Source organism: Methylocystis sp. JR02, assembly GCF_030063565.1.
Classification (GTDB): domain Bacteria; phylum Pseudomonadota; class Alphaproteobacteria; order Rhizobiales; family Beijerinckiaceae; genus Methylocystis; species Methylocystis iwaonis.
Map to the genome: position 1 here is coordinate 1,016,758 of NZ_JASIRC010000001.1, position 24,114 is coordinate 1,040,871.

At 62.6% G+C, this 24,114-nt stretch carries 26 protein-coding genes; 17 read left to right on the forward strand and 9 right to left on the reverse strand.

Features of this window, described 5'->3' with window-relative positions; genetic code table 11:
* Window positions 1-19: 19 nt before the first annotated feature.
* Window positions 20-259, reverse strand: a complete 240-nt coding sequence (locus tag QNA11_RS04755; protein WP_202071765.1) for a hypothetical protein — start codon at window positions 257-259, stop codon at window positions 20-22.
* A gap of 122 nt (window positions 260-381) precedes the next feature.
* Between QNA11_RS04755 and QNA11_RS04760 the strand changes: the two genes are divergently transcribed.
* From QNA11_RS04760 to QNA11_RS04825, 14 genes are all read left to right on the forward strand, one after another.
* Window positions 382-828 carry a hypothetical protein gene (locus QNA11_RS04760; RefSeq protein ID WP_283482152.1) on the forward strand — a complete coding sequence of 149 codons (447 nt, stop codon included), beginning with the start codon at window positions 382-384 and terminating at the stop codon, window positions 826-828.
* Between the two features lie 51 nt (window positions 829-879).
* Complete coding sequence (gene metG / locus QNA11_RS04765) at window positions 880-2,436, forward strand: methionine--tRNA ligase (RefSeq protein ID WP_283482153.1); 1,557 nt, start codon at window positions 880-882, stop codon at window positions 2,434-2,436.
* Window positions 2,437-2,477: 41 nt separating this feature from the next.
* Window positions 2,478-2,720: a type II toxin-antitoxin system VapB family antitoxin gene (locus QNA11_RS04770; protein WP_202071762.1), complete on the forward strand. Its 243-nt coding sequence runs from the start codon at window positions 2,478-2,480 to the stop codon at window positions 2,718-2,720.
* The gene (locus tag QNA11_RS04775) at window positions 2,717-3,250 is read left to right on the forward strand and encodes a PIN domain-containing protein (RefSeq protein WP_283482154.1); all 534 of its coding nucleotides are present in this window, start codon (window positions 2,717-2,719) and stop codon (window positions 3,248-3,250) included. The genes QNA11_RS04770 and QNA11_RS04775 overlap by 4 nt, the downstream gene beginning before the upstream one ends.
* Window positions 3,181-3,987, forward strand: a complete 807-nt coding sequence (locus tag QNA11_RS04780; protein ID WP_283482155.1) for a class I SAM-dependent methyltransferase — start codon at window positions 3,181-3,183, stop codon at window positions 3,985-3,987. The genes QNA11_RS04775 and QNA11_RS04780 overlap by 70 nt, the downstream gene beginning before the upstream one ends.
* The gene (locus QNA11_RS04785) at window positions 3,984-4,472 is read left to right on the forward strand and encodes a hypothetical protein (RefSeq protein WP_283482156.1); all 489 of its coding nucleotides are present in this window, start codon (window positions 3,984-3,986) and stop codon (window positions 4,470-4,472) included. Before QNA11_RS04780 ends, QNA11_RS04785 begins: the two co-directional genes overlap by 4 nt.
* A 56-nt stretch (window positions 4,473-4,528) precedes the next feature.
* The gene (locus tag QNA11_RS04790) at window positions 4,529-4,756 is read left to right on the forward strand and encodes a hypothetical protein (RefSeq protein ID WP_283482157.1); all 228 of its coding nucleotides are present in this window, start codon (window positions 4,529-4,531) and stop codon (window positions 4,754-4,756) included.
* Window positions 4,753-5,037: a type II toxin-antitoxin system RelE/ParE family toxin gene (locus QNA11_RS04795; RefSeq protein ID WP_255537169.1), complete on the forward strand. Its 285-nt coding sequence runs from the start codon at window positions 4,753-4,755 to the stop codon at window positions 5,035-5,037. The genes QNA11_RS04790 and QNA11_RS04795 overlap by 4 nt, the downstream gene beginning before the upstream one ends.
* A gap of 420 nt (window positions 5,038-5,457) precedes the next feature.
* Window positions 5,458-6,249 carry a TatD family hydrolase gene (locus QNA11_RS04800; protein ID WP_283482158.1) on the forward strand — a complete coding sequence of 264 codons (792 nt, stop codon included), beginning with the start codon at window positions 5,458-5,460 and terminating at the stop codon, window positions 6,247-6,249.
* On the forward strand, window positions 6,246-7,040 hold the full coding sequence (locus tag QNA11_RS04805) for an MBL fold metallo-hydrolase (protein ID WP_202071757.1): 795 nt from the start codon (window positions 6,246-6,248) through the stop codon (window positions 7,038-7,040). Before QNA11_RS04800 ends, QNA11_RS04805 begins: the two co-directional genes overlap by 4 nt.
* 49 nt (window positions 7,041-7,089) lie before the next feature.
* Window positions 7,090-8,037, forward strand: coding sequence for an alpha/beta fold hydrolase (locus QNA11_RS04810; protein WP_283482159.1), 948 nt, complete (start codon window positions 7,090-7,092; stop codon window positions 8,035-8,037).
* A gap of 603 nt (window positions 8,038-8,640) precedes the next feature.
* Window positions 8,641-9,312: a cold-shock protein gene (locus tag QNA11_RS04815; protein WP_202071754.1), complete on the forward strand. Its 672-nt coding sequence runs from the start codon at window positions 8,641-8,643 to the stop codon at window positions 9,310-9,312.
* A gap of 80 nt (window positions 9,313-9,392) precedes the next feature.
* The gene (gene mazG, locus QNA11_RS04820) at window positions 9,393-10,232 is read left to right on the forward strand and encodes a nucleoside triphosphate pyrophosphohydrolase (protein ID WP_283482160.1); all 840 of its coding nucleotides are present in this window, start codon (window positions 9,393-9,395) and stop codon (window positions 10,230-10,232) included.
* Window positions 10,233-10,289: 57 nt separating this feature from the next.
* A complete protein-coding gene (locus QNA11_RS04825; RefSeq protein ID WP_283482161.1) occupies window positions 10,290-10,844 on the forward strand; it encodes a cytochrome b in 555 nt (184 codons plus the stop codon).
* A gap of 154 nt (window positions 10,845-10,998) precedes the next feature.
* Here QNA11_RS04825 and QNA11_RS04830 read toward each other — a convergent pair whose 3' ends face one another.
* The 5 genes from QNA11_RS04830 to QNA11_RS04850 all read right to left on the reverse strand — a co-directional run bounded on the left by QNA11_RS04830 (window position 10,999) and on the right by QNA11_RS04850 (window position 17,185).
* Window positions 10,999-11,319: a DMT family transporter gene (locus QNA11_RS04830; protein WP_283482162.1), complete on the reverse strand. Its 321-nt coding sequence runs from the start codon at window positions 11,317-11,319 to the stop codon at window positions 10,999-11,001.
* Between the two features lie 12 nt (window positions 11,320-11,331).
* Window positions 11,332-12,672: a GTPase HflX gene (gene hflX / locus QNA11_RS04835; protein WP_283482163.1), complete on the reverse strand. Its 1,341-nt coding sequence runs from the start codon at window positions 12,670-12,672 to the stop codon at window positions 11,332-11,334.
* A 5-nt stretch (window positions 12,673-12,677) separates the two neighbouring features.
* Window positions 12,678-12,938, reverse strand: coding sequence for an RNA chaperone Hfq (gene hfq / locus QNA11_RS04840; protein WP_202071749.1), 261 nt, complete (start codon window positions 12,936-12,938; stop codon window positions 12,678-12,680).
* A 624-nt stretch (window positions 12,939-13,562) separates the two neighbouring features.
* The gene (gene ntrX, locus QNA11_RS04845; RefSeq protein WP_202071748.1) at window positions 13,563-14,927 is read right to left on the reverse strand and encodes a nitrogen assimilation response regulator NtrX; all 1,365 of its coding nucleotides are present in this window, start codon (window positions 14,925-14,927) and stop codon (window positions 13,563-13,565) included.
* A complete protein-coding gene (locus QNA11_RS04850) occupies window positions 14,927-17,185 on the reverse strand; it encodes a sensor histidine kinase NtrY-like (RefSeq protein ID WP_283482164.1) in 2,259 nt (752 codons plus the stop codon). The genes ntrX and QNA11_RS04850 overlap by 1 nt, the downstream gene beginning before the upstream one ends.
* Window positions 17,186-17,568: 383 nt before the next feature.
* On the opposite strand from QNA11_RS04850, the gene QNA11_RS04855 reads away from it, so the two are divergent.
* Both QNA11_RS04855 and QNA11_RS04860 read left to right on the forward strand, forming a co-directional pair.
* Window positions 17,569-18,993 carry an ApeA N-terminal domain 1-containing protein gene (locus QNA11_RS04855; protein ID WP_283482165.1) on the forward strand — a complete coding sequence of 475 codons (1,425 nt, stop codon included), beginning with the start codon at window positions 17,569-17,571 and terminating at the stop codon, window positions 18,991-18,993.
* A 348-nt stretch (window positions 18,994-19,341) separates the two neighbouring features.
* The gene (locus QNA11_RS04860; protein ID WP_283482166.1) at window positions 19,342-19,827 is read left to right on the forward strand and encodes a GNAT family N-acetyltransferase; all 486 of its coding nucleotides are present in this window, start codon (window positions 19,342-19,344) and stop codon (window positions 19,825-19,827) included.
* A gap of 118 nt (window positions 19,828-19,945) precedes the next feature.
* Here QNA11_RS04860 and QNA11_RS04865 read toward each other — a convergent pair whose 3' ends face one another.
* Window positions 19,946-20,158: a DUF3047 domain-containing protein gene (locus tag QNA11_RS04865; RefSeq protein WP_283482167.1), complete on the reverse strand. Its 213-nt coding sequence runs from the start codon at window positions 20,156-20,158 to the stop codon at window positions 19,946-19,948.
* Window positions 20,136-21,167 (reverse strand): DUF3047 domain-containing protein, encoded by a 1,032-nt coding sequence (locus QNA11_RS04870; protein ID WP_283482168.1) that lies wholly within the window; start codon window positions 21,165-21,167, stop codon window positions 20,136-20,138. The genes QNA11_RS04865 and QNA11_RS04870 overlap by 23 nt, the downstream gene beginning before the upstream one ends.
* 138 nt (window positions 21,168-21,305) lie before the next feature.
* Between QNA11_RS04870 and QNA11_RS04875 the strand changes: the two genes are divergently transcribed.
* Window positions 21,306-22,322 carry a helix-turn-helix domain-containing protein gene (locus QNA11_RS04875; RefSeq protein ID WP_283482169.1) on the forward strand — a complete coding sequence of 339 codons (1,017 nt, stop codon included), beginning with the start codon at window positions 21,306-21,308 and terminating at the stop codon, window positions 22,320-22,322.
* Window positions 22,323-22,624: 302 nt separating this feature from the next.
* Here QNA11_RS04875 and ntrC read toward each other — a convergent pair whose 3' ends face one another.
* Window positions 22,625-24,097: a nitrogen regulation protein NR(I) gene (ntrC, locus tag QNA11_RS04880; RefSeq protein WP_283482170.1), complete on the reverse strand. Its 1,473-nt coding sequence runs from the start codon at window positions 24,095-24,097 to the stop codon at window positions 22,625-22,627.
* Between the last annotated feature and the right edge of the window lie 17 nt (window positions 24,098-24,114).

The window sequence follows — 24,114 nt, forward strand, 5'->3', positions numbered from 1 at the left end:
AACCAAGCTTGCAAATAGCTCAGTCCGCGCTGGGCAGACGCCGCATGACGAATTCGATGCGGCCGTCCTCGAGCTCGCGCCAGAATTCGATCTCGGTCATATAGGCGGCTTTGGGATAACGGTCGAACCATTCGCGCGCCTTGGCGCGGGCGTCGAGGCGCGGCAAGGTGAAGGTCTCGCGCCGCCAGCCGTCGCTCCTGGCGCGGCCCTTCTCGCTGAGCCTGCGCGCAATATCCTTCGGCGCCCTGGTTACGCTCATACCGATGCTCCCGCACAGTGCGCCAAAACATAGCGCTTCAGGGGCAGAAATGGGAGTCTGCGATTCGCCCCCCGCCCGCGTCGGTCAGGCTTTAATCGCGGCTTTATTTCCGGGAGATGAACATGCGTATTTTGCCTCTCGCGATTTTGTTCGCCATCCTTGCCGCCGCGCCCGCCCGCGCCACGGCCAATCTCGACTGCGCGATCGAGGACAAGCGGCTCAAAGGCGCGATCGGCGCCCTGATGGGCTCGCTTCCGGGCCTCCTGCAGATTCACGGCGAATTCGACGTTCTCCTTGACGGCGTTCCCGACGACTTCCGCAAAATCAGCCTTGTTGGCGACAACCTGCCGCATAGCTGGGTTCACGGCAAAGAGCTGAAGCTCCATGCCTATAAGGAACGCGAGGGCGAGCGCTTCGCCAGTTTCGAGCTTGTCGTCGAGACGAAAATGACGAGCGATCCCAATCAATATCTGGGCGCCTACGAACTGAAGGTCAGCTTCCTGCCGGGTAAGGGCGCCGAGAGCAAGACCGTCACGGTGCGGGGCAGGGCCTCATGCTCGCTTGGCTGACGCGCAGGCTCCGACTTCCCCGCGTCTCAAAAGCGCGCTATCTCGGGCGCCATGTCTGAGCGCCCCACCTATATGATCTCCACCGCCATTCCCTACGCGAATGGCGCGCCCCACATCGGCCACGCCTATGAGCGCATCGCCACGGACGCTTTCGCGCGTTTCAAGCGGCTCGACGGCTACGACGTGCTCTTCGTCACCGGCATGGACGAGCACGGCCAGAAGGTGCAGCGCACCGCCGAGAAGGAGGGGGTGACGCCCCAGCAGTTCGTGGACGGCATTGCCGCGCAATTCGCCCGCATGGGCGAAGCGCTGAACGCGCGGGCCGACGACATCGTGCGGACGACGCAGGAGCGCCACAAGGAGGCCGTGCTCGACATCTGGCGGCGCATGGAGGCCAGGGGCGACATCTATCTCTCGAAATATTCCGGCTGGTATTCCGTCCGCGACGAAGCCTATTACGACGAGAGCGAGCTCACCGAGCGCGAGGGCAAGAAATACGCGCCGACCGGCACGCCGGTCGAATGGGTGGAGGAGGAGAGCTGGTTCTTCAAGCTCTCCGCCTATGCCGAAAAGCTCCTCGCTCATTACGAGGCGCATCCGGATTTCATCACGCCGGAGCATTACAAGAACGAGATCGTCGCCTTCGTGAAGCGCGGGCTCTCGGATCTCTCCGTCTCGCGCACGACCTTCGACTGGGGCATCAAGATTCCGCCGAGCCCGCAGACGACGGCGAACCATGTGATGTATGTCTGGGTCGACGCGCTGACGAATTACATCACGGCGACCGGCTGGCTCACCGGCGGCGAGAAGGCGCGCTACTGGCCCGCCGACGCCCATGTCATCGGCAAGGACATCACGCGCTTTCACGCCATCTATTGGCCGGCCTTTCTGATGTCGGCGGAGGCGCCGCTGCCCAAGCAGATCGTCGTGCATGGCTTCCTCTTCTCGCGCGGCGAGAAGATGTCGAAATCGCTCGGGAATGTCGTCGGCCCGCAGGAGCTGATCGACCGCTATGGCGTCGACCAATTGCGCTATTTCTTCCTGCGCGAAGTGCCCTTCGGCAATGACGGGAATTACTCGCATGAAGCGATCGTCATGCGCATCAACGCCGATCTCGCCAATGATCTCGGCAATCTGGCGCAGCGCTCGCTCTCCATGATCGCCAAGAACTGCGACGGCGCCGTGCCGAAGAAGGGCGCATTCACCGACGCGGACAGGGACATTCTCGCCCAGGCCGCGGGCGCGCTGGAGAAGGCGCGGGCGGCGATGGACGCCTATCAGCCGCATCATGCGCTTGCGGAGATCTTCCGCGTGGTGGCGGAGGCCAACCGCTATTTTGCCGGCGAGGAGCCCTGGGCCAAGAAGAAGACCGACCCGGCGCGCATGGAAACGATCCTCTATGTGACGGCGGAGACGTTGCGCCGGCTGGTGATCCCGCTGCAGGCCTTTATTCCCGAGGCGGCGGGGAAGTTCCTCGATTCCTTGGGCGTTGGCCCCGACGAGCGCGATTTCGCCCATGCCGGGGAGGGGAACGCCCTGCAGGAAGGCGCCCCGCTGCCGCCGCCGGCGCCAGTGTTTCCGAGGTTTGTGGAGGAGGAACTGTCCTGAATATCCCGTTTTTGCTATGTTGATCTAAGAGGATGACGTTCATGGCGCTTTACATCAAAGATAAAGACGTCGATGCGCTCGCGGAGAAGCTACAGGCGGCTGTTGGAGCAAGCACGAAAGCGGAAGCCGTGCGGGCCGCACTTTTGCATGAACTCGAGCGCGTGAACGCACGTCAGTCCTTTGCAGAACGAAACGCCGAGGCTTTTGCTCTCGCGGATAAGATCGGCGCACCCAACCCGGACTTCGACGCCAAGGCGTTTATGGACCGGATGTGGGGCGAGTGATTTTCCTCGACGCCTCGGCTGTCATCGCGATTTTGAACCGCGAGCCGGATTCAGAGCGCCTGATCACGGCGATCGAAGAGGCTCGTGGCCAGCTTAATATTTCGCCGATTTCGACGTTCGAGTCAGTTCTCGGCTTGGCCCGGGCTCGGATCGGAGCCCCCGCACGCCGCTCGACTGCAGAGAATCTCAGACTAGCGACCGCCTCGGTGCGAGAGTTCATCAGGGCGAACGACATTAGAGAGATATCCTCTCTCCCGAAATCGGCCAGGGCGCGATCCTCGCAGCCGCGACATATGGAAAGGCTGTCGGCCATCCTGCGGACCTCAATTTCGGCGATTGTTTCGCGTATTCTTGCGCTAAGGCGCTGGGGGCGACCCTCTTGTACAAAGGGGACGACTTCACCAAGACCGATTTGGGCGGCTGATCGATCTGCACTCAAAACGCCGAAGGAACAGCGATCTTGTCCTCCGACCCGGCCCGCTTCATCGGCGACATCCCCCGCCATTACGACCGCGGCCTCGGCCCCGTGATCTTCGAGGCCTATGCCGAGGAGACCGCGCGGCGGGCGGCGATTTGGGGACCGCGAAACGCGCTGGAGATTGCCGCCGGCACGGGCATCGTCACCCGCAAGCTGCGCGATGCTTTGCCAACGGACGCCCGGCTCACCGCGACCGACCTCAACGCGCCTATGCTCGAGATCGCGCGGGAGAAGTTTAGGCCCGACGAACAAGTAAGTTTCGACGTGGCGGACGCGCTCGTCCTGCCCTTCGCGGACGGAGCCTTCGACGCGGTCATCTGCCAGTTCGGCTTGATGTTTTTCCCAGACAAGGACGCCGCCCATCGTGAAGCGGCGCGCGTGCTGAGGCCCCATGGCCGCTATCTGACAAGCGTCTGGGACGCGCCGCACTACAACCCGTTCTCGCGCCTCGGCCAGGAAATGGTCGAGCGCTTCTTTCCCGGCGATCCTCCCAAATTCGTGTCGCCTTTCTCGTGCCCCGAGATCGACCCGACCAAGGAGGCGCTCATCGCGGCGGGTTTCACCAATATCGTCATCTCCGTCCTGCCGCGCGTGCATGAGATCGCGGACGTCGAGGCTTTCGCCACGGGCCTGGTTTTCGGCCACCCGCTCCTCAACCAGATCCGCGCGCGGGGCGAGGTCGCGCCCGAGGCGATCGCCGAGGCCTTGGCGGAGAGGCTCGGGCAGGAATTCGGCGCGCCGGCGAGAATGCCCATGCAAGCCATTCTATTCGAGGCGTCGCGCTTATGAGATTCCTAGGGGCGCTCGCTTTTTTGATCTTCGCATTTATGGCCGCCCACGCTGGCGATTGGCGGACGTATCGCAACGATCGCTTCGGCGCGGCCGCCGACATTCCGGTCGGTTGGCGCATGGGTGAGGCGCCGGAGAATGACGACGGGCGTGTATTCACCTCTCCCGACGGACGCGCCAGCGTCACGGTGTCTGGCAGCTATGCAGTCCTGCCGCGCTTTCAGGAGGTCGAGATCATGACCAAGCCAGGCGCAGGGGAAACCGTCGACTACAAGCGCCAGGGCAGGGACTGGATCGTCGCTTCTGGCCGCAAGGGCGATCGGATTTTTTACCGAAAGTCGCTGCTCTCCTGCGGCGGGACGGTATGGAACAGCGTCTATCTCGACTATCCGGCCGCCGAGAAGGCTGCTTTCGATCCAATCGTCGCCCATGTCGCAGGCTCGCTGCGCGGCGGGAAGGGCTATGGAACGGGCAACTGCCGCTGAATGGGCCCGGCAGAGTCGGCGCTCGCGGCGGCAGCTCTTTGTGATATTCTTGAGGGATGATTTCGACCCTGAAAAAAATGCTCCCCGCGATCGAGAACTGGCCGGAGGAAGATCAGCAAGCGCTCGCCGACGCGGCGCGCGAAATTGCGGCGGCGCGGGCGGGCTTCTACGCCCTGACTCCGGATGAGGAGCGCGCCGTTGCGGAAGGATTGGCGCAAGCCGATCGCGGGGACTTCGCGACCGAAGAGGAGATGGCCGCACTCTGGCGACGGTTCAAGCGATGAAAATCCGCGTTACGCGGCGTGCTAGAACCGACATGCTCGAAATTCTGTCCTTTGTGGCGGAAAAGTCCCCGCAGGGAGCGGCGCGTGTCGCTGCCGCAATCGAAGCTGGCTTGTCGTTCCTCTCGGAAAATCCCAGGGGCGGGCTGCGCACGGATCACCCAGAGCTTTACGTAAAGATACTGCCCGACTGCCCCTACAAAATTTTCTATCGGTTTCGGACGGACGCTATTGAGGTCGTGCATATCCGCCATTCCGCACGTGCGCCGTGGCCGGCCTCGTGAAGGCCTCCACGCCGATGCGGGTTTGTCGAAAACTCGTCCTATCTCTTGGGGAATAGCCGCACCACAGCGGCGCGAAACAAAGCGGTATGATTATGTTCCTAAGCGCCTCTGGGGCTCCCTCGTCCTCATTGGCCTGGAGGCTGGCCGGCTCCGTCCAAGCCGCCACGCCGCCGTCGAGGCCTTTCGACGTCCGGTGGATCATCGACGCAACGACATCGAGCTTCGTTTGCCCCGTCGAGCGGAAGCAATTGGTCGCGATTGTGCATGGCGGGCCTGTCGATCAGCCTGAAGGTTTTGCAGCGTCATCGCCGCCATTCGCGGCACGATGAGCGGCCAGTCGGTAGCAGGCGACTGGTCGGCCAATAATATGCTATGCGCGGGGCGCCTGGCGCGCCGCCTCTGCAGGAAACCGAACGTCACATGCTCATCGACACCCATTGCCATCTCGATTTTCCCGATTTCGCGCCGGAGCAGGCGGAAGTCGTCGCGCGCGCCAAGGCGCGGGGCGTCGGCCGTATGATCACTATTTCCACGCATCTGTCGCGCTTCGACCGCGTGAAAGCGATCGCCGAGGCCTATCCGGACGTCTTCTGCACGGTCGGCACCCATCCGCTTCACGCCCACGAAGAAGCCGAGCCGACGGTCGAAGAGATTGTGGCGCTCGCACAGCATCCAAAATGCGTCGGGCTCGGCGAGGCGGGGCTCGACTATTTCCATGATCAAGCGCCGCGCGAGCTCTCGCAACGGGTCTTCCGCACCCATGTCGCCGCCGCGCGCGAAACCGGCCTGCCGCTCGTCATTCATACGCGCGACGCCGACGACGATTGCGCCGCGATCCTGCGAGAGGAAATGGGGAAGGGGGCTTTCACCGCCCTCCTCCATTGCTTCACCTCGAGCCGCGCGCTGGCGGAAACAGCGGTCGATCTCGGCCTTTACATCTCATTTTCCGGCGTCGTGACCTTCAAGAATTCGGCGGAGCTGCGCGAGACGGTGAAGGTCGTGCCGCTGGAGCGGATGCTGGTCGAGACCGATGCGCCCTTCCTTGCGCCCGTGCCGCATCGGGGCAAGCGTAACGAGCCGGCCTTTGTCGTCGACACGGCGCGGCTGCTCGCGGAAATCAAGGGCGTTTCAGAGGAAGAGCTCGCCCGCGTGACAACGGAAAATGCGCTTCGGCTCTTCTCCAAAATGCCGCCGCTCGAGGCCGCCGCTTGACGCTCACGGTCACGATCCTGGGCTGCTCCTCGTCGGGCGGCGTGCCGCGCGTCGGGCAGGGCTGGGGCAAATGCAACCCGGACAATCCCAAGAACCGGCGCCGCCGCTGCTCGATCCTGGTCGCCCGCGGCGACGATGCGGCGAAAACCCAACTCCTCGTCGACACCGGTCCTGATTTGCGCGAGCAACTCATCGACGCGGAGGTCAGGCGTCTCGACGCCGTGCTCTATACGCATCCGCACGCTGACCATACGCATGGGATCGACGACGTGCGCGGCCTCGTCATTCTGAACGGCAGGCGCATTCCGGCCTATATGGACGAGCGCACGTCCCGCGATGTCAGCGAGAAGTTCGGCTATATCTTCACCACGCCGCCCGGAAGCCTGTATCCGCCGCTCATGACGGAGCATCGGCTGCATCCGGGCCGGTCCGTGACGATCGAGGGGCCGGGCGGGCCAATTGAAGCGACGCCGTTCCGGCTCGACCACGGGGACATGGATGCGCTTGGCTTTCGTTTCGGCAATCTTGCCTACACGCCCGACCTGAACGCCATCCCGCCGGAGAGCGCGCGCTTCCTCGAAGGCCTCGATCTTTGGATCATCGACGCGCTGCGCTGGCAGCGTCATGGCACTCATCTCTCAGTCGAACAGGCGCTGGCCTATATCGATCGTTTTCGCCCGAAGCGCGCCGTGCTGACCGACCTCCATGTCGATCTCGATTATGATGCGCTGACGGCCGTGCTGCCGGCGAATGTCGAGGCGGCCTATGACGGGCTGCAGATCGAGGTGTAGTTCATTATTTTTCAAGCCATTGATCTGATTTTTCGAAGAAGGATTTAGCATGAAAGCCGAACGCCGCGCATTCCTCGTCGGAAGCTCCCACGCCATCTTATTCAGATCGTCGCTCGCCGCCGCCCAGCCCCTTGCCACAGACGATCCGACAGCGACGCCGCTGCCGCGCGGCGGAATGAGCCATTTCGCACAGCTCAATGGCGTGAGGCTGCACTATGTCAGCGTCGGATCGGGTCCTACCGTGATCCTGCTCCATGGCTGGCCGCAGACGTGGTTCGCCTGGCGCGGAACCATGGAGCGGCTTTCCGCCCGGTTCAATTGCGTCGCGCTCGACCTCAGAGGTCTCGGGCTGTCGGAGAAAACGCCGGCCGGCTACGACAAGCAGACAATCGCCGCCGACGTCGCCGCGTTGATCGACCATGTCGCCGGCGGCCGCGCGCATGTGGTTGGGCATGATATGGGCGGCAAAGCAGCCTTCGTTCTCGCCAATCTGCAGCCCGGAAAGGTCGAAAAGCTCGTCCTTGTCGATTGCCTGGTTCCTGGCACGGAAAACATGGACGCAAGGCGCGGCGGGGCCTGGCACTATGGCTTCCATATGGCTCCCGAGATTCCAGAGATGCTGACGCGCGGGCGGGAGCGAGAGTATATCGCCGCCCAAATTCGCGCCTGGTCGCACAAGAAGGACGCGATAACCGAAGCGGCTGTCTCGGAGTTCGCGCGGCGTTACGCGTCCCCGGGCGGCATGACGGCCGGCTTTGCCTATTATCGCGCCCTTCGTGACGACGCGGCGCTGGTCGCGTCGTTTGAAAATCGGAAGCTGGAGACGCCGGTTTTGGCGATCGCCGGACGCTATGGCGTCGGCGAAAAGCTCGCGGAAGCGCTGCGCCCGCGGGCAACGCAACTGACAGCCGTGATCGCCGAGGACAGCGGACACTTCGTCGCTGAAGAAGCTCCAGACTTTTTCTGCATGCAGGTCGAGCGGTTCCTCCATGCATAACAACCCCGCCGGTTCGGGGATTTGCGGCATATTTTCCATATTTCGAAAATCCGGCGTCCATGCCGCGGCGTCGTGTTATTTTCGCGACGGTTCTTGTCGGCTTTGTTGTCCCAAGTCCTACGCCCGCCAACTTGCGAGTTTTAGTTCCATAATATCGATTATGCGAATCGATGCTGCGGTCAGTCCTGAACGCCACGCCCTTCCAGTCCGACTCGCCTCGAAGAATCAGCCGGTTCGATTTTCGGGCAATTTGCTGCCCGCCGCGAACCGCCGAGCGCTGCTCTGCGTCCGTAGCGGCGAAGGTTCAGAAACGCGGCGGCTTCCGCGGCCATGGCGCGGGCGAATGAAACCTCTGAAAAAACGGCCTATTGCCCCAGCCCGAGCGCGGCAGTTCTTTGGTTTTTTCGATGGGGCCACGAAAATCTCTGGCCAGAACGGCCTGAAATCTGCTAAAAGCCCTGTTGCGCGGGACTATATGGCATTCAACTGGCAACATCCCATCCTTTCCGAGCGGACGCATTTTGCGCGTCCGAACGGTTCTGCTTGGGCGCACGCGTTTGGCATAAGAGTCTTGCCTTTTTTGGCGGAGACGAGCAGGTAGACATGAGCAAAGGTAGAGATTTCCGGGGACCCCGTAAGCGTGGGTTCGACGACGATGGTCCGTTTGGCTATGACGCGCCGCGGCCCAGTCGCGCTCCGAGGTCGCCCTTCGGCGGCGGCGGATTCCCGGATGCGGCGCCCCCGATGATGAACGAGCCGTCCGTCGACGCCGTCGTGAAATGGTTCAAGTCGGACAAGGGCTTCGGCTTTGTCGAGCTGGCCAATGGCACGGGCGACGCGTTCCTCCACATCGGCGCGGTCCAGGCGGCTGGCTATGAGACGCTTCCGCCCGGCGCGAAGCTGCAGGTCGTGGTGACCAGCTCGGTCAAGGGCCAGCAGGTCTCCCGCATTCTCGACGTCGACCTCGCCGGCGCCGCCGAGCGCGCTCCTCCGCCCCCGCGCAGCGGCGGCGGCGGCTTCGACAGCCCCCGTCCTCCCCGTCGCCAGGCGCCTGATCCGTCGAGCGCCGTGCCGGTCTCCGGCAAGGTCAAATGGTTCGACGAGACCAAGGGTTTCGGCTTCGTCCAGTCGAATGACGGCGGCAAGGACGTCTTCGTCCATATCTCGATCCTCGGTCCCTCGGGCGTGAACCGCCTGCTCGAAGGCCAGCCGGTGACCATGCAGGTCGTCGACACCGCGAAGGGTCGTGAAGCCCTCTCCATTGCTCTGGACTAACGTCCCGGCAATCTGATCAGACGCCGCGTCGCCCCTCCGGGCGCGCGGCGTTTTCTTTTGCTCCAGAGGATCTCCCCCTGATGTCCGGCGACATTGCGCGTCTTATCGAGATCATGGCGGCGCTCCGCACCCCCGGGACCGGTTGCCCCTGGGACCTCGAGCAGGATTTCCGCTCCATCGCTCCCTATACGATCGAGGAGGCCTATGAGGTCGTCGACGCCATCGAGTCGGGCGACCTTGGCGACTTGAAAGATGAATTGGGAGACCTGCTGCTCCAGGTGGTCTTTCATTCCCGCATCGCCCAGGAGCAGGACGCTTTCGCCTTCCCCGACGTCGTCGGCGCCATTTGCGACAAGCTCATCCGCCGCCATCCGCATGTCTTCGAAGCGGGCGAATCGCTGACGCCCGAGGGCGTGACGGCGCAATGGAACGAGATCAAGGCGGCGGAGAAGGCGGCGAAAGGAGCCCCTGCTCCCGCGAGTCTGCTCGATGGCGTCCCCCTCGCCCTGCCCGCGCTCACGCGGGCGGTGAAGCTGCAGCAGAAGGCGTCCAAAGTCGGCTTTGACTGGAATGACGCCGCGCATGTCATGGGGAAGATCCGCGAGGAGACCGAGGAAGTCGCCGAGGAATTGCGCCGACCGGACCTCGACCCCAAATCTCTGGAAGAGGAGATCGGCGATCTTCTTTTCGTCGTCACCAATCTCGCGCGTCACGCCAAGGTCGATCCAGAACAGGCGCTACGGGGCGCCAACGCCAAATTCGAACGTCGATTCCACCATATCGAAAGGCGCCTGTCGGAGATGGGCTCGTCCGCGGAGGCGGCGTCGCTGGATGAAATGGAGGCGCTCTGGAGTGAGGCGAAGCAACTGGAAAAAGGGGCAAAGGCCGGCGCCGCGCCAAAGGCGGCGGATGTGCCTTAATTTGGAGCCTTCGACGGCGCTAAGGTCACGCTGACTACCATGGAGGCCATCTGTACCATGTCCATTGCCTCGAACCCATCACGTTACAGCCCGCCGTCGCAGCTCTTTCATTGGCTCACCGTTTTATGCGTCGCAGGCGCCTGGATTCTCGGCGTTGTCGGCGACGATCTGCCAAAGGGCTCGATCCGCCATATGGGCGAGTTCGTTCATGTGATCCTGGGCGAGCTGGTCGTGCTGCTGCTCGTCCTGAGGATCGTCTGGCGCTTCATCGCCCCTGCGTCGCCCCTCGAGCCCACGCGCTTCGGAACGGCCGGTGAACTGGCGACGAAGCTCGGCCATCTCGCCATCTATGGGCTGCTGCTCGCCGTTCCCGTCGTCGGCGTGCTGACGCTCTTCCATAGCGGCGAGGCGCTGCCGCTCTTCGGCCTCTCGGAGATTCCGTCTCCCTGGGTCAAAAATCGCGAGCTGAAGCACTCTTACAAGGAAATCCACGAGTTCCTGGCGCATACGCTGATGATAGTGGCGGCGCTGCACGCCGCAGCGGCCATCGCGCATCACCATGTGCTGAAGGACCGGACATTGAAGCGCATGTTGCCGGCGGTTTTCGAATGACGCCCATTTGACAGCGCGCATCGGAGATTGTCGTTCCCGGCGGGCAAGCCCGAGCGGGAATCCAGAGCCACAAAAAGCGTTGCGGCTTTTGCTCTGGATTCCCGATCGCTCGCTTCGCGAGCGTCGGGAATGACACTTGAAGCAGATTATGACTTCAGTGGCCGCCGCCAAATTTCAAAACGATAACTCCTAATCCTATCAACAGGATGCCCGCGATCTCCACCGAACCCAGGCTCTGGCGATAAATGACCCAGCCGGCCACGGAAACCAGCGCGAGGCCGACGCCCGACCAAACCGCATAGGCCACGCCAAGCGGGATGTCTTCCAGCGTCAACGACAGGAAATAGAAGGCCGTCGCATAGCCGGCGACGACGGCAAGCGACGGCAGCGGATTACGGAAGCCTTGGGCCGCCGGCAACGCCGTGGAGGCCGCGACCTCGGAGAGGATCGCAATCGCAAGGTAGAACCAGTGCATGGCGCTAAGGTCTTATGTTCGCAAGGCTGATGAATAGCGCCGTTTTACCTCGTCCAGGCGCTCCGGCGCAACGCGCACCGTGAGGCGGGAGCCGCCGTCCTCATTCGTCTCGCGGGAGAGGACCTCGGCGTGGGCATGGAGCCAGGCGAACCCCTGCCCGTCTTCCGGAGAAATCTCCAGCGCGAGCGTCACGCGGCTCTCAGCAAGCAGGGTCTCGATGCGCGCCAGGAGATCGCCAAGTCCGTCGCCTGTCAGCGCCGAGACCAGCGCCGGGCGGCGGCGCGGATCGAAGCCGCGCGCGGCGAGGCGCATGGCTTCCAGCCGCTCGGGATCGAGCCCATCGATCTTGTTCCAGACCTCGACGATCCGCCCCTCGGCTTCGCCCTTGAGGCCCAGCTCCTCCAGGATCGTCTCGACATCGCGCGCCTGCGCTTCCGAGTCCTCATGGGAGACGTCGCGAACATGCAGGATCACATCTGCAAGAGTCACTTCCTCCAGCGTGGCGCGGAAGGCGGAGACCAGCATGGTCGGCAGATCCGAGATAAAACCGACCGTGTCGGAGAGCAGCACGCGGGCGCCATGCGGCAAACGAATTTGCCGCAGCGTGGGGTCGAGGGTCGCAAACAGCATATCCTGCGCGAGCACTTCGGCCTTGGTCAGTCGATTGAAGAGCGTGGACTTTCCGGCGTTTGTGTAGCCGACGAGGGCGACGACGGGGTAAGGCACTTCCCGCCGCGTCTTGCGGTGCAGGCCGCGGGTGCGCTTCACCTTGTCGAGGTCCTGCTCGATGCGGCGCATGCGCTCTTCGATGAGTCGGCGGTCGGTTTCGATCTGTGTCTCGCCGGGACCGCCAAGGAAGCCGAAGCCGCCGCGCTGACGCTCGAGGTGGGTCCAGGACCGCACCAGGCGGGATTTCTGATAAGCGAGATGCGCGAGTTCGACCTGGAGCGCGCCCTCCTTGGTGCGGGCGCGCTGGCCGAATATCTCCAAAATGAGGCCGGTGCGATCGATGACTTTCGCACCCCAGGCCTTTTCGAGGTTACGCTGCTGCACGGGCGAGAGCTGGCAATCCATGCTCACAAGGCCCGCTTCTTGAGCCTTTACAGTCTCGGCGATTTCCTCGACCTTGCCCTTCCCGAGGTAGGTCGCTGGCCGAACCTCGTTCAAAGCCACAGGAAGCTCGCCCACAATATCGAGGTCGATCGCCTGCGCGAGACCGACCGCCTCAGCGAGCCGGGCCTGGGGATCACGAGAAAGCGCCGCCGGACCGCGCGAGAGATAGGGCCCGACGACGACCGCGCGCGTACGGTCCTCACCGAGCGCGCGTTCTTCAACTGATACTTCGCCGATCAATCCGCTTATCTTTGCTTCTCCACGCCCTCGTCTTCCGCCGGTTCGAACATCTGGATCGGATGCCCGGGCATAATCGTCGATATGGCGTGCTTGTAGACCAATTGCGAGTGGCCATCACGACGCAGCAGGAGGCAGAAATTGTCGAACCAGGTGACAATACCCTGAAGCTTGACGCCGTTGACGAGGTAGATAGTGAGCGGAACCTTGTTTTTTCGGACGAAATTCAGAAATGTATCCTGTAGATTTTGCGAACGCTCCGACGACATCGGCTGTCCTGTTCTTTATCTTGTTGAGCCGAGCGGTATGACGCCGCCCCCCGCGGTTTATGATTTTTAGTTCGGTCGCCGCGCCGCCATTAGAACCCCTCGAAAGTTTTCGCGCAAGGCGGAAGTCGAATGGAGCCGAAGTTAGCCACCGCTATCGGCCACGCTAGCGCTTGGGCGACTGCTTCAGTAAAGGCTTTCGAAGCGTTTGCGCAACCAAAGCGTGTAGCATTCGCTTGGTCTGGATGAACTCGAAGCAGCCCCCCCTGTCCGCCACCCGACCGCGTTACCGAGGGCCCGAATGACGAGAGGGGCGCTCGGGCCGCGTCGGGGCAATTAAGGGACGCGCAATTGTGCAGCGCAACCGTCCACAAGAGCGCTCGTTTTACTGAGCCCGTCATTGCGAGCGAAGCGAAGCAATCCAGGGCGGCGATGCGGCCCTGGATTGCTTCGTCGGCTCCGCCTCCTCGCAATGAAGGCGGAGAGTCCCTGCGTGTCCAAACGGCGAGCGTCGGGAATGGCCCCCAGTCAGAGCCATCGAATGCGGGCCGTCGGCCAGCCCGCTTCGGAAGCCGCAGATAATCCTAAAGTAAAGCATGAACATTAAGTCATAATTACCTAAAATAACTACTCAATTGAGAGCGACTTCAACTTCCTGTGGAGGGCCGACCTCTCCATTCCGATGAACTCCGCGGTGCGCGAAATATTGCCGGAGAAGCGGTTCAACTGCGCCACCAGATATTCCCGTTCGAACACTTCGCGCGCCTCTCGCAGCGGGAGGCTCATCAGCTTTTCGCCCCTCACTCCGGCGGGCGTGGCCGGCACCAGCTCCCCGACATCGGCGGGCAGCATGTCCGCGGTGATCACCGCGCCGGGCTCGCCGGCGGTCAGGATCATCAGCCGTTCAACATTATTTTTGAGTTGCCGGATGTTCCCTGGCCAGTCGTGCAGTTGGAGCACGGCAAGGGCGTCCTCGGCGATTTTGCGCCGCGGCAAGCCCGCCGCGAGCGACAGGCTCTCCATGAAATATTCGATGAGGGCAGGAATATCCTCCCGGCGCTCGGCCAGCGACGGCACGCGGACCGGCACAACCGCAAGTCGATGGAAGAGATCCTCGCGCAGCGTCCCTTCCTCGATCGCGGAGGCGAGATCGCGGGCCGAAGACGAGATCACGCGAACGTCCACCTGGACCTTGGTCGACCCGCCGACGCGCTGGAAGGTCTGGTCGACGAGCACCCGCAGGATCTTCGCCTGGGTGTCCTTGGGCATGTCGGCGATCTCGTCGAGGAAGAGCGTGCCGCCATGGGCCTCCTCCAACGCGCCGATCTTGCGCTCGCCGTCCGGCCCTTCGCGGCCGAAAAGCTCGATCTCCATATTCTCCGGCGTGATGGTCGCCGAGCTGATGACCACGAAAGGCCCATCCGCGCGCTGGGACGCCTCATGGATGCAACGGGCGGCGAGCTCCTTGCCGGCGCCCGGCGCGCCCATGATCAGCACGCGAGAATTCACAGGCGCGACCCGCGCGATGAGCTGCTGAAGCTGATGCGCCGGCGGCGACGAGCCGACGATCCGGTCGAAGGCCCCTGCCCTCTGGCGCAGCGCCGAGATTTCGCGCCTGAGCTGGTAAGCCTCCAGCGCGCGCTCGGCGACCAGAACCAGACGATCCGCCTTGAAGGGCTTCTCGATGAAGTCATAGGCGCCGATCTTGATCGCGCTGACGGCCGTCTCGATATTGCCGTGGCCGGAAATCATGACCACCGGCAGGCCCTTGTGCTGCTTTTGGATCTGTTCCAGCACCTGCAGCCCGTCGAGCCGCGAGCCCTGCAGCCAGATATCCAGGAAGACGAGATGCGGCCGGCGCGCGGCGATCGCCGCCAGCGCCTCATCGGCGTCCTTGGCCGTGCGCGTCCCATGGCCCTCGTCGCTCAGAATGCCAGCGACGAGCTCGCGGATGTCTTCCTCATCATCGACAATCAGAATGTCGCTTGCCATTAGGCCCCGCTCGTTTCAGAGGAGTTTACCGTTTCCGGCTGGTTTGTGTTGTCCTTGTCGACGTCCGCCAGCGGCAGGACGAGCCGCACGCAGGCCCCGCGCCCGACGGGAGCGTCGAGAAGCTCTAGTCGGCCGCCGTGATCTTCTATGATTTTGGCGACAATGGGCAGACCGAGCCCCGTGCCGTCCGACCGCGTCGTCATGTAAGGCTCGAGCAGCCGTTGCCGGTTGATCGCCGGGAAGCCCTTTCCATTGTCGATGACGTCGATCTCCGCCATGCGCTCGCGCACAGACAGGCGGATTTCGACCCTGCCCTTCTCGGCCGCGTCCTGCGGCGCGCGGGCGGCGATCCCCTCTATGGCGTTCTTCACAATATTCGTCAGCGCCTGCGAGAGGAGCCGCCGATCGAATTGCGCATAGACAGGCCCCCCTAGCTGGGTTTCGACAATGTCGACGTCGGAATTGCCGACTCGCATCAGGAAGGCGACCTGCCGGGCGCATTCGCTGATGTCGTCGCGCGCCGGCCGCGCTTTGGGCATGCGCGCGAAGGAGGAGAACTCGTCCACCATGCGCTTGATGTCGTCTACCTGCCGCACAATCGTGTCGATACATTGATCGAAGACGTCGCGGTCCACCTGAATCAGCTTGCCATATTTGCGCTTGAGGCGCTCGGCGGAGAGCTGGATCGGCGTCAGCGGATTTTTGATTTCATGGGCGATGCGGCGCGCGACATCGGCCCAGGCGGAGGTGCGCTGGGCCGAGACGAGGTCGGTAATGTCGTCGAGCGTGACGACGAAGCTCGGCGCGCCTTCCTCGGCGCGGCGCGCCGACGTCACGCGGATATTGAGGGTCCGCTCGGCCGTCCCGCGCTTCATCGTGACCTGACTTTGCACCGCGCGCGGGAAAAGCTCGAGCGCGTCGGTGAGAAGCGGCGCGATCTCGGGCATGACCTCGGCGATGTTGGCGCCGACCGTCGCCTGTCCCTTGGCGTCGTTGAGCGACAATTCCTCGGCAGACCGGTTGAGGACGGTCACGATCCCGTCCGCGTCGACGCCCATGACCGCCGCCGGCACGCCGGCGAGCACGGCCTCGGTGAATTCGCGCCGCTCGTCGTTGATCCGGTTGGCCTCGAGTAGCCGACTCTGCTGAAGGTTCAGCTCGGTCGTCATATTGTTGAAGACGTCGCCGAGACGCGCCAGCTCGCCATGGGCGCGATCGACCTGCACCTGCACCTGGAGATTTCCGCCCGAAACCTGATCAGTCGCGGCGATAAGCGTGCGGATCGGGCTCACCAGCCGGTCGGCGAAATCGAGGCCGAACCACACCGAGGACAGCAGCATGATCATGGTCAGCAGAGCGTACATGAGCACGAAAGCGCGCTGCACGGCCACGCGATAGGCGTCGAAAGCGTCGTAATTGCTGATCAGCTTCTCCGCCTGCTTGGGGAAGTCGACGGCGAAGGGGTCGATCGGGCGGGTGACGTAAAGAAAGGTGTTCTCGAAGGCGTGCAGCGCCCTGAGCGCAACGAAGCTCTTGCCGTCGTCGATCATCAGGCAGAGCGGCTCGCCCTTGCGCGCATTGTCGAATTCCGACTGCGGGGGCGCGATGACGATCGCCGAAGCGTTCTGGCTCACATCCACCCGGTCGATAACCTGACCGTTAGAGGACACCAGGGCTGCGACGGAAAAACCGAGGAATTTGGCGCGCGAGTCGAAAATCTGGTGGAAATAATTTCGGTCGGTGATGAAGAGCACGCGCGCCCGGTCGAGGTCGGAGGCGGTGAGCTGCGCCTCCTGAAGCAACGCCTGGCACTGGCTCGATTGAAAGGCTTCGGCGGCCTGGGCGGTGTTGTGCACAAAGACCTTCACGCCATTCATGAAGGCGGGGTTCAGCGCCCGCTCCAGCGTCAGCGACCCGGCGACGGCGAGGAGCACTGCGGGAATGAGCGCGATAACCGAGAAGAAGCCAACGATGCGGACATGAAGCCGCGCCGCCGCCTCGCCGCGCCGCCAGACGCGATACAGCCGCATCGCCTTGGCGACCACCATGGCCAGAAGGACGCCGACGAAGAACACATTGGCGATGAAAAGCGGGATGAGCCGATTGTCGGTCGGCGAGATAACGCCGAACTCGGCCGTGACGAGGAAGGTGGCGAGCGCACAGCTCACGGCGCCGACGACGACCGCCGGCCCGAACCAGGCGCGGCCGCCCGCGCTTTTGCCGCTGTCGGAAAGTGCTTGCTCGCCTGTTTGGATCATTGGGCGGTTATAGGCCGGGGGCGAGACTGTCGCAAATGCGTAGCGCTTTGGGTGGGGGCGCGCCGGGGACGCCCGTAACGGGTTGCTCTGCGACTTCTGACAAACCAGCGCCGCTCTCCGATCGGCGTCGACCGCGCTTGACTACTAGCTTAGGGTAGTTGGTACGTTGAGGATGCGGCCGGAAGCGGTCGGTTGGCTCCGGAGTAGCGATGTTTAGGAAAGCCGCCGCATGCTTGGTGTTAATCGAGCGCGTTCGGCTCAACGTCGGCCAGGACAACAAGGCTGGCATGAGAAATACGCGCCACCCACGATCTGCGCCGAAACCGACCGCGTGAGCGATGCGCTCTTAAACCGTTACCCTCGAACCGGAATGAGAGATTCCGATGAGGCTTGAGAGTTTCGAGGAATGGTTCGCCGTTCGTCCGAACCATAGCGACGAAGCCGATCACCTGCCCGGACGCCTGACCTTCGATTTGGATGAGGGAATATATCTCGATACGATTCGGTTTTCAGGGAGCCGCGAGAACCAGGATGGCTTTCGCGTCAGCAGCCAGACCTTGACAGGATGGCTGGACTATCAGCGGCCGGCGACACTCATCCAGCCGTGGGTTCAGAGAACCCGTAGATTAAGCATCGGCATGGATACCCCAGTAATGCGGGAGTCCCAGCGGTTCGTCGCTAACGCCCTCCTACGGAATGTCTTCTTAGAGGACATCAGCGCCCCCATCTTCACGGGGCTCGCGGTCGAAGACCCGGCATTTCATGCTTGGGTAAATCCTTGCCTTGTCAACCCAGACTGGTCGCGGCCCGAGGACGCTGGTCTCCCCTCCCTTTCTGTCGATGTTCAGCCGCCGCAGCAGCGCACTTTCACCTTGGCAGATGGAACGCAGGCGAAGGTTACCAGCGCGACCCGCGTTCCCAGCGGCGAGGCCACGACGCTGGAGGAATACACCCTGCTCGAGCTGCAATTTCCCAAGCCGGTCAATTTCGACGCGGTTACTCGTGTAGCGGGGCGGGTTTCCGTTCTGTTCGAATTTCTGATCGGCGCACGGGTGCAGGCGCCTATCTATTATCTCCCTACAACGCATAAGCGACTGTGGAATGGCGAGGAACACGAGGTCGTCGCCGAGTACTGGTATCAACCTATCCCCAGAAAGAAGCGCCGAGACGCTCCACCAGACCCATGCCGTCGTTTGACGTTCGAGAAACGGTCCCCTGTTCCGTTGGAGGCGCTGCTAAACCACGTCTCGGGAGGCAGTAACGAACTCATCTTCCTCGCCAACCAAATTCAGAGCGCTGAAGACTACGATCTCTCGATCACTCAAGGATACGGTGAGATTCTTGGCTGCCTAGAAGACTTTGACCGTCGCACATTCGGATCGGGAGCGGATGAAAATTTTGAGCAGGATATGAAGCGTCTGAATGCGCTGATCGAAAAACACGGCTCAAGTGCGGACATTAACTTATTCAGACGAATAAGCGGGACAGCATCCAATGGATATTCTCTTCTTAAACGTCTCGAACGCTTGCATAAGATTTGGAACGAAGATGGGTTCAGGGGAAATCCAGACCTTAAGCGTATCCGAGATTTACGGAATTTTCTTCCCCACGGACGGGGACTGGAAGTGTCCAGCGACGTTTTACAGGAAATGGTTATCCATCTTCACTACCTCGCGGCATTGGGTCGCTACCATGTTCTGAAGGTGCTCGGCTTCACCGGGGATCAGATCAGAGCCGCATTCTTGTCGCAAGCGCATCGCTATGGGACGTTTATCCCGGATACGCCACGCCGTCAGCCGTCGGCTTAGCGCCACGCGCCCCGGCGGCGCAGGAAGGGCTTGATCGCCAACAGCCAGATATGGCTGATCGCTTTCGCCGGCCCGCCGATATAGATCATTGGGCCGTTATAGGCCGCAGGCGAGACTGTCGCAGATGCGTAACGCTCTGGGTGCGGGTGCCCTGGGGACGCCCGTCACAGGTTGCTCTGCGTCTTCTGACAAACCAGCGCCGCTCTCCGATCGGCGGCGACAGCGCTTGGCCCAAAGCGGCCATTCGCTGAGGCCGCCAAACGGGCCGAGACGATACCGGAATTTCAAGCCTATCTTTTGCACTTAGTAATCGCTGCAAGGCAGCGGCTCGAAAACAGAGATGATGAGATGATAATTCGTTGCGAAGAGCCTGCTGACGTTCCTGAAATTCGAAAGATTGTAGAAGCTGCTTTTCCCACGCCCGCCGAAGCACGGTTGGTCGAGCAGCTCCGGTCGGATGGCGACGCCGTTATCTCAATGGTCGCTGTCGAATCCGGGATCGTCGTGGGACACGTCATGTTGTCAAAAATGGACGCCCCGTTCCGTGCGCTAGGTCTTGCGCCGCTTGCCGTCGCCCCTGATCGACAGCGGAAAGGGATTGGCGGTTCGTTAGTCCGTTCAGCCTTGAAGGAGGCTGAAAAGGAAGGATGGCAGGGCATTTTCGTGCTGGGCGATCCGGACCTGTATCAAAGGTTTGGGTTTGACACAGCCCTCGCGCGTGGCTTCACATCTCCCTATGCGGGGCCGCACCTCATGGCTCTGTCATTCGATAGGCCCTTGCCCGTTGCGACTGGCATAATCCATTACGCACCGGCCTTTGCGGCGCTTGGTTAAACAAAGTCGCATCTCGATCGTTATCGAACGATTCCGCAAGACCCGTTTTGGCGCGAAGCAGCCAGGCTCGATGGTCCGCTCGCTACCCTAGCGGACCCGAACCTGTACACCCCCGCTTCTAAAGTGTGTGCGCCACACCGTCAGCCGTCTCGACCCTGATGTCGGCGTAACGGCACGCGCCCCGGCGGCGCTGGAAAGGCGTGATCGCCAACAGCCAGATATGGCTGATCGCCTTCGCCGACCCGCCGATATGGGCGGCGTAGTCGGAAGCGACGTCCCGCTCCCTCTCCTGCCACGATCCGAGGCCCTTATCGCCCGAGTCGACGATCATGTGGGTCTCGACCGCATTCCAACCCGGGAAGCGGGCAGCGGAAGACCTTGCCGGTCGGCAGCGCGGCGCTCCAGATATAGGTGAGGTCCTGCCCATCCTCGAATTTCACGCCAATCGAGAGATAGTCGTGAACGGGAGCCTGATCCTCCGGGACGGCGGACGGCAGTTGGTCGATCTTCCAGCGCCAGCCGAGCTTTGGACGCGACGCGAGAGGAAGCGACAACGGCCGCTCGATAATCGACGCGCTTCCCGCGCTCTCACAGACGATCTCGCCGTTCCCGTCCCGAATGAAGCTCTCCTCGCCGCCGCCGAACAAGAAGAGATTGGACCAGCCTTCCGGCAGCCTGCGGTTATGCCGCAGGCGCGCCAGCTCCGCCGCCAAGAGACTGTCGACGTCCCCATGGGCCGCGAGACTCGCAAGACCCGCGGCGGCCTCTCCGCGCCACAGCAGCGCGACGCCGGTAATTGTCAGGTCGTCCTTGGCGTAGACGTCTTCTGGAATGGTTAGGCGGCCGTCCTCATCGGCGTGCAGCGAAGCCAGGCGAGCCACCTCGATAGGACCGTCGTGCAAAGCGGTCATGGCGCCCGTGTCGGCGCCCGGGCTGTAGATCGGCCGTTTGCCGCGCGTGCGGGCGTGGAACCCGAGACCGGGACGAAACCAGAGGTCGTGTTGCCGAGACAGCCACCAGCGCCCGGTGACGAGAAAGGTGATCTGCTGACCTTTGACAGCCTCGAGGCCAAGATCGATCCAAGGCAGATCGGGACCTTTGATTTGGAAGAGTCGATAACCCGCAAGCTCGGGCGACTGCGCCCGGGCGATAAGGTCTTCGACGCCCTTTTTGAAATCCACTGGCGCCAGGCCACTCTGCTCAGAGGCGAAGATGGCGTTCGAGGCGGCCGTGACGGGCAAGGCCACGCCGAGCGCCGCGGCGCGCCACAATAGGTCGCGCCGCGAAAAAGCGCCGGGCGCGTTGGCGCCATAGGAAAGATTGAGACAATAAAGGCACATACGCTTCCTCCTTGATCACGCGCAAGCGCTCTGCGGTCAGGCGTTCGTGATCGGGAAGCCGAATGTTATGCTCGCGCCGAAAATCGGCATGCCAGTGCATGCCAAAATCAAGCTTGTTACGGCGCGTGAGGGCAATCGATGCGACGGACCGGATATACGCGCGCGAGCACGCTCGGGCCGATCGCCGGCGTCGTCATGGAGAACGGCGGCTCGATCGAGCGGGTCTTTCAGCGCGCCGAGCTTCCCATCCGTTTGTTGGAGTCGCCCGACACCCTTCTGCCGCTGCGCGACCATTTTCGGCTGCTTGCGACCGCGTCTCGTGAGCTGCGCGATGAGGCTTTCGCCGCCCGCCTTGGTCGCCAAACCTCGATCGCGGGCCTTGGGGTCTACGGCAAATGGGTCACACAGGCGCCCACCTTATTCGAAGCGATCCACCGCTCGGGAACAAGTCTGCCGCATATGATGCAGAGTGCGACGCGGCTTGCCGTCCGACGATATGGCGACGAGGTCCACTGGTCCTATGAATTGGCCGACCCCGCCACAGACGGAAGGCCTCAAAATGAGATGCTCGCGCTGTGGTACATGATTGTCATGATCCGCCATTTTGCCGGCGCGGGGTGGTTGCCGAGCCCAATCATGGTCGGCGGCCTGCCCGTAACGGCGCGGCGTTCCATCGACGCGCAAATGGGCGTCGATACGATGATCCGCGACGCGCCCGGAACGATCGTTTTCGATCACCGGCTGCTCATGGCGGTCAACCCGCATCTCAGCGCGGATCGAGGCCTCGACGCCGACGAACTCGCGCGCATTTTCGACATACCGGCTCCAGACGACCTGCCCGGCAACGTCGGGGCCCTGATTGATCTGGAGCTTCTCGACGGTCGTCCTGACCTTTCGCGCATCGTTCGTCGGATGGGCTTATCGAAACGAACGCTGCAACGCCGCCTCGCGGAACACGGATTGAGTTTCTCAGATCTTCTGAAAAACACGCGGCAGCGACGGGCGATAAGCTTTCTGTGCCAGCCCGACCTGTCGATCACCGAGATCGCCATGATGCTCGGCTACCGCGACCCCGCGCATTTCAGTCGCGCCTTCGAAAGTTGGAGCGGCGTAGCGCCCGGCCGATGGCGGAAATTGGCGAAATCTGGCGGATAAAGGCAGGCAAACAAGGAGAAACTTAAAACTAAGCGACTCATCGCGCCCTGTGCGTAGAAGCGCGTCTTCTCCGAAAGCAGGCTCGCTCATTCCGTTTGGACAGCTCGCATGGGGCCTTGTCATTCCCGGCGGGCTGAAAGCCCGACCGGGAATCCAGAGCCGCAATAGCGCTGGTTCGGCTCTGGATTCCCGATCGCTCGCTACGCGAGCGTCGGGAAAGACATGGAACCGATCGCGCTGATCTGTATCGTCCCGTCGTAACGTGCGAAAATCGAGCGCCGCCTCGGTGCTCTTCTTGCCCCTCACCTCGGCGATCGCATTAGCCGAATATCCAGATCATTCACCTTCTTCCGCAGCGTGTTCCGGTTCAACCCCAGAAGCTCCGCCGCCTTGATCTGATTGCCGCGCGTCGCCGCCAGCGCCGCCGAGATCAACGGGATTTCGATCTCGCGGATGACGCGGTGATAAAGGCCGGGCGGCGGCAATCCGTCGCCGTAATCGCGAAAGAGCTTGGCGAGGTGCTGTTCGACGGAGGTCGACAGCGTCTGGCCGTTCTCCAGCTCCTTCGTCGGCGCGGCGCCGGGCAAAGACTGTTTATCCACAGTCGCTTGCCGCAACTCGTGGTCCAGCTCCGCTTCGACGAGCGGGTCGGAGATCACTTCCTGCGGATGCAGCGCGGCGAGGCGGCGGATGAGATTTTCCAGCTCGCGGATATTGCCGGGCCAGCGGTATCTCTTCATCCGGTCGAGCGCCGCCTGCTCGATATATTTCTGCGGCAGACCTTCGCTCGCCGCCACTTTGAAGAAGTGGTGGACGAGATCAGGAATATCCTCGGTGCGCTCGCGCAGCGGCGGCAGGCGCAGCGGCACGACGTTGAGACGGAAATATAGGTCCTCGCGGAAGAGACCCTGCTGGATCAGACCGCGCAAATCCTTGTTGGTCGCGGCGATGATGCGGACATTCGTCTTGATCGGCGTGCGGCCGCCGACTGTCGTATATTCGCCCTGCTGCAGCACGCGCAGTAAACGAGTCTGCGCCTCCATCGGCATGTCGCCGATTTCGTCGAGAAAGAGCGTGCCGCCCTCGGCCTGCTCGAAACGGCCGGCCGAGCGCTGGTTGGCGCCGGTGAAGGCGCCCTTCTCATGGCCGAACAGCTCGCTCTCGATCAAGTCGCGCGGAATGGCCGCCATATTCACCGCGACGAAGGGACCCTTCTTGCGCTTGCCGTAATCATGCAGCGCGCGCGCGACCAGCTCCTTGCCCGTGCCGGACTCGCCGTTGATCATGACGGTCAGATCGGTCTGCATCAGCCGCGCGAGCGAGCGATAGATCTCCTGCATCGCCGGAGAGCGTCCGACGAGCGGCATGCCCTCCATTTCTTCCGGCGCGGCCTCCTCGCCGCCCTTGCGCGGCTCGGCCATGGCGCGGCCGACGATGCCGACGAGCTCCTTCAGATCGAAGGGCTTCGGCAGATAATCATAGGCGCCCCGCTCAGACGCGCGGATCGCCGTCATGAAAGTGTTTTGCGCGCTCATCACGATGATGGGCAGTTCCGGCCGCAGCTTCTTGATGCGGGGCAGAAGCTCGAAAGCGTTTTCGTCCGGCATCACCACGTCGGTGACAACGAGATCGCCCTCGCCCGATTGCACCCAGCGCCATAAGGTCGCCGCCGTGCCGGTGGTGCGCACCTCGTAACCGGCGCGCGAGAGCGCCTGGGCGACGACAGTGCGGATCGCGGCGTCGTCGTCGGCGACAAGAATTTCGCCTCTCGTCATCAGACCAGTCTCCCCCG

Coding starts and splice junctions, on each gene's coding strand:
- QNA11_RS04760 (WP_283482152.1), top strand. CDS start 382: ATGCGTATTTTGCCTCTCGCGATTTTGTTCGCCATCCTTGCCGCCGCG.
- QNA11_RS04865 (WP_283482167.1), bottom strand. CDS start 20,158: ATGATCGTCGACTCGGGCGATAAGGGCCTCGGATCGTGGCAGGAGAGG.
- QNA11_RS04755 (WP_202071765.1), bottom strand. CDS start 259: ATGAGCGTAACCAGGGCGCCGAAGGATATTGCGCGCAGGCTCAGCGAG.
- QNA11_RS04800 (WP_283482158.1), top strand. CDS start 5,458: ATGCTCATCGACACCCATTGCCATCTCGATTTTCCCGATTTCGCGCCG.
- metG (WP_283482153.1), top strand. CDS start 880: ATGTCTGAGCGCCCCACCTATATGATCTCCACCGCCATTCCCTACGCG.
- QNA11_RS04830 (WP_283482162.1), bottom strand. CDS start 11,319: ATGCACTGGTTCTACCTTGCGATTGCGATCCTCTCCGAGGTCGCGGCC.
- QNA11_RS04860 (WP_283482166.1), top strand. CDS start 19,342: ATGATAATTCGTTGCGAAGAGCCTGCTGACGTTCCTGAAATTCGAAAG.
- QNA11_RS04825 (WP_283482161.1), top strand. CDS start 10,290: ATGTCCATTGCCTCGAACCCATCACGTTACAGCCCGCCGTCGCAGCTC.
- QNA11_RS04855 (WP_283482165.1), top strand. CDS start 17,569: ATGAGGCTTGAGAGTTTCGAGGAATGGTTCGCCGTTCGTCCGAACCAT.
- mazG (WP_283482160.1), top strand. CDS start 9,393: ATGTCCGGCGACATTGCGCGTCTTATCGAGATCATGGCGGCGCTCCGC.
- QNA11_RS04795 (WP_255537169.1), top strand. CDS start 4,753: ATGAAAATCCGCGTTACGCGGCGTGCTAGAACCGACATGCTCGAAATT.
- ntrC (WP_283482170.1), bottom strand. CDS start 24,097: ATGACGAGAGGCGAAATTCTTGTCGCCGACGACGACGCCGCGATCCGC.
- hfq (WP_202071749.1), bottom strand. CDS start 12,938: ATGTCGTCGGAGCGTTCGCAAAATCTACAGGATACATTTCTGAATTTC.
- ntrX (WP_202071748.1), bottom strand. CDS start 14,927: ATGGCAAGCGACATTCTGATTGTCGATGATGAGGAAGACATCCGCGAG.
- QNA11_RS04785 (WP_283482156.1), top strand. CDS start 3,984: ATGAGATTCCTAGGGGCGCTCGCTTTTTTGATCTTCGCATTTATGGCC.
- QNA11_RS04875 (WP_283482169.1), top strand. CDS start 21,306: ATGCGACGGACCGGATATACGCGCGCGAGCACGCTCGGGCCGATCGCC.
- QNA11_RS04810 (WP_283482159.1), top strand. CDS start 7,090: ATGAAAGCCGAACGCCGCGCATTCCTCGTCGGAAGCTCCCACGCCATC.
- QNA11_RS04790 (WP_283482157.1), top strand. CDS start 4,529: ATGATTTCGACCCTGAAAAAAATGCTCCCCGCGATCGAGAACTGGCCG.
- QNA11_RS04850 (WP_283482164.1), bottom strand. CDS start 17,185: ATGATCCAAACAGGCGAGCAAGCACTTTCCGACAGCGGCAAAAGCGCG.
- QNA11_RS04815 (WP_202071754.1), top strand. CDS start 8,641: ATGAGCAAAGGTAGAGATTTCCGGGGACCCCGTAAGCGTGGGTTCGAC.
- QNA11_RS04870 (WP_283482168.1), bottom strand. CDS start 21,167: ATGTGCCTTTATTGTCTCAATCTTTCCTATGGCGCCAACGCGCCCGGC.
- QNA11_RS04770 (WP_202071762.1), top strand. CDS start 2,478: ATGGCGCTTTACATCAAAGATAAAGACGTCGATGCGCTCGCGGAGAAG.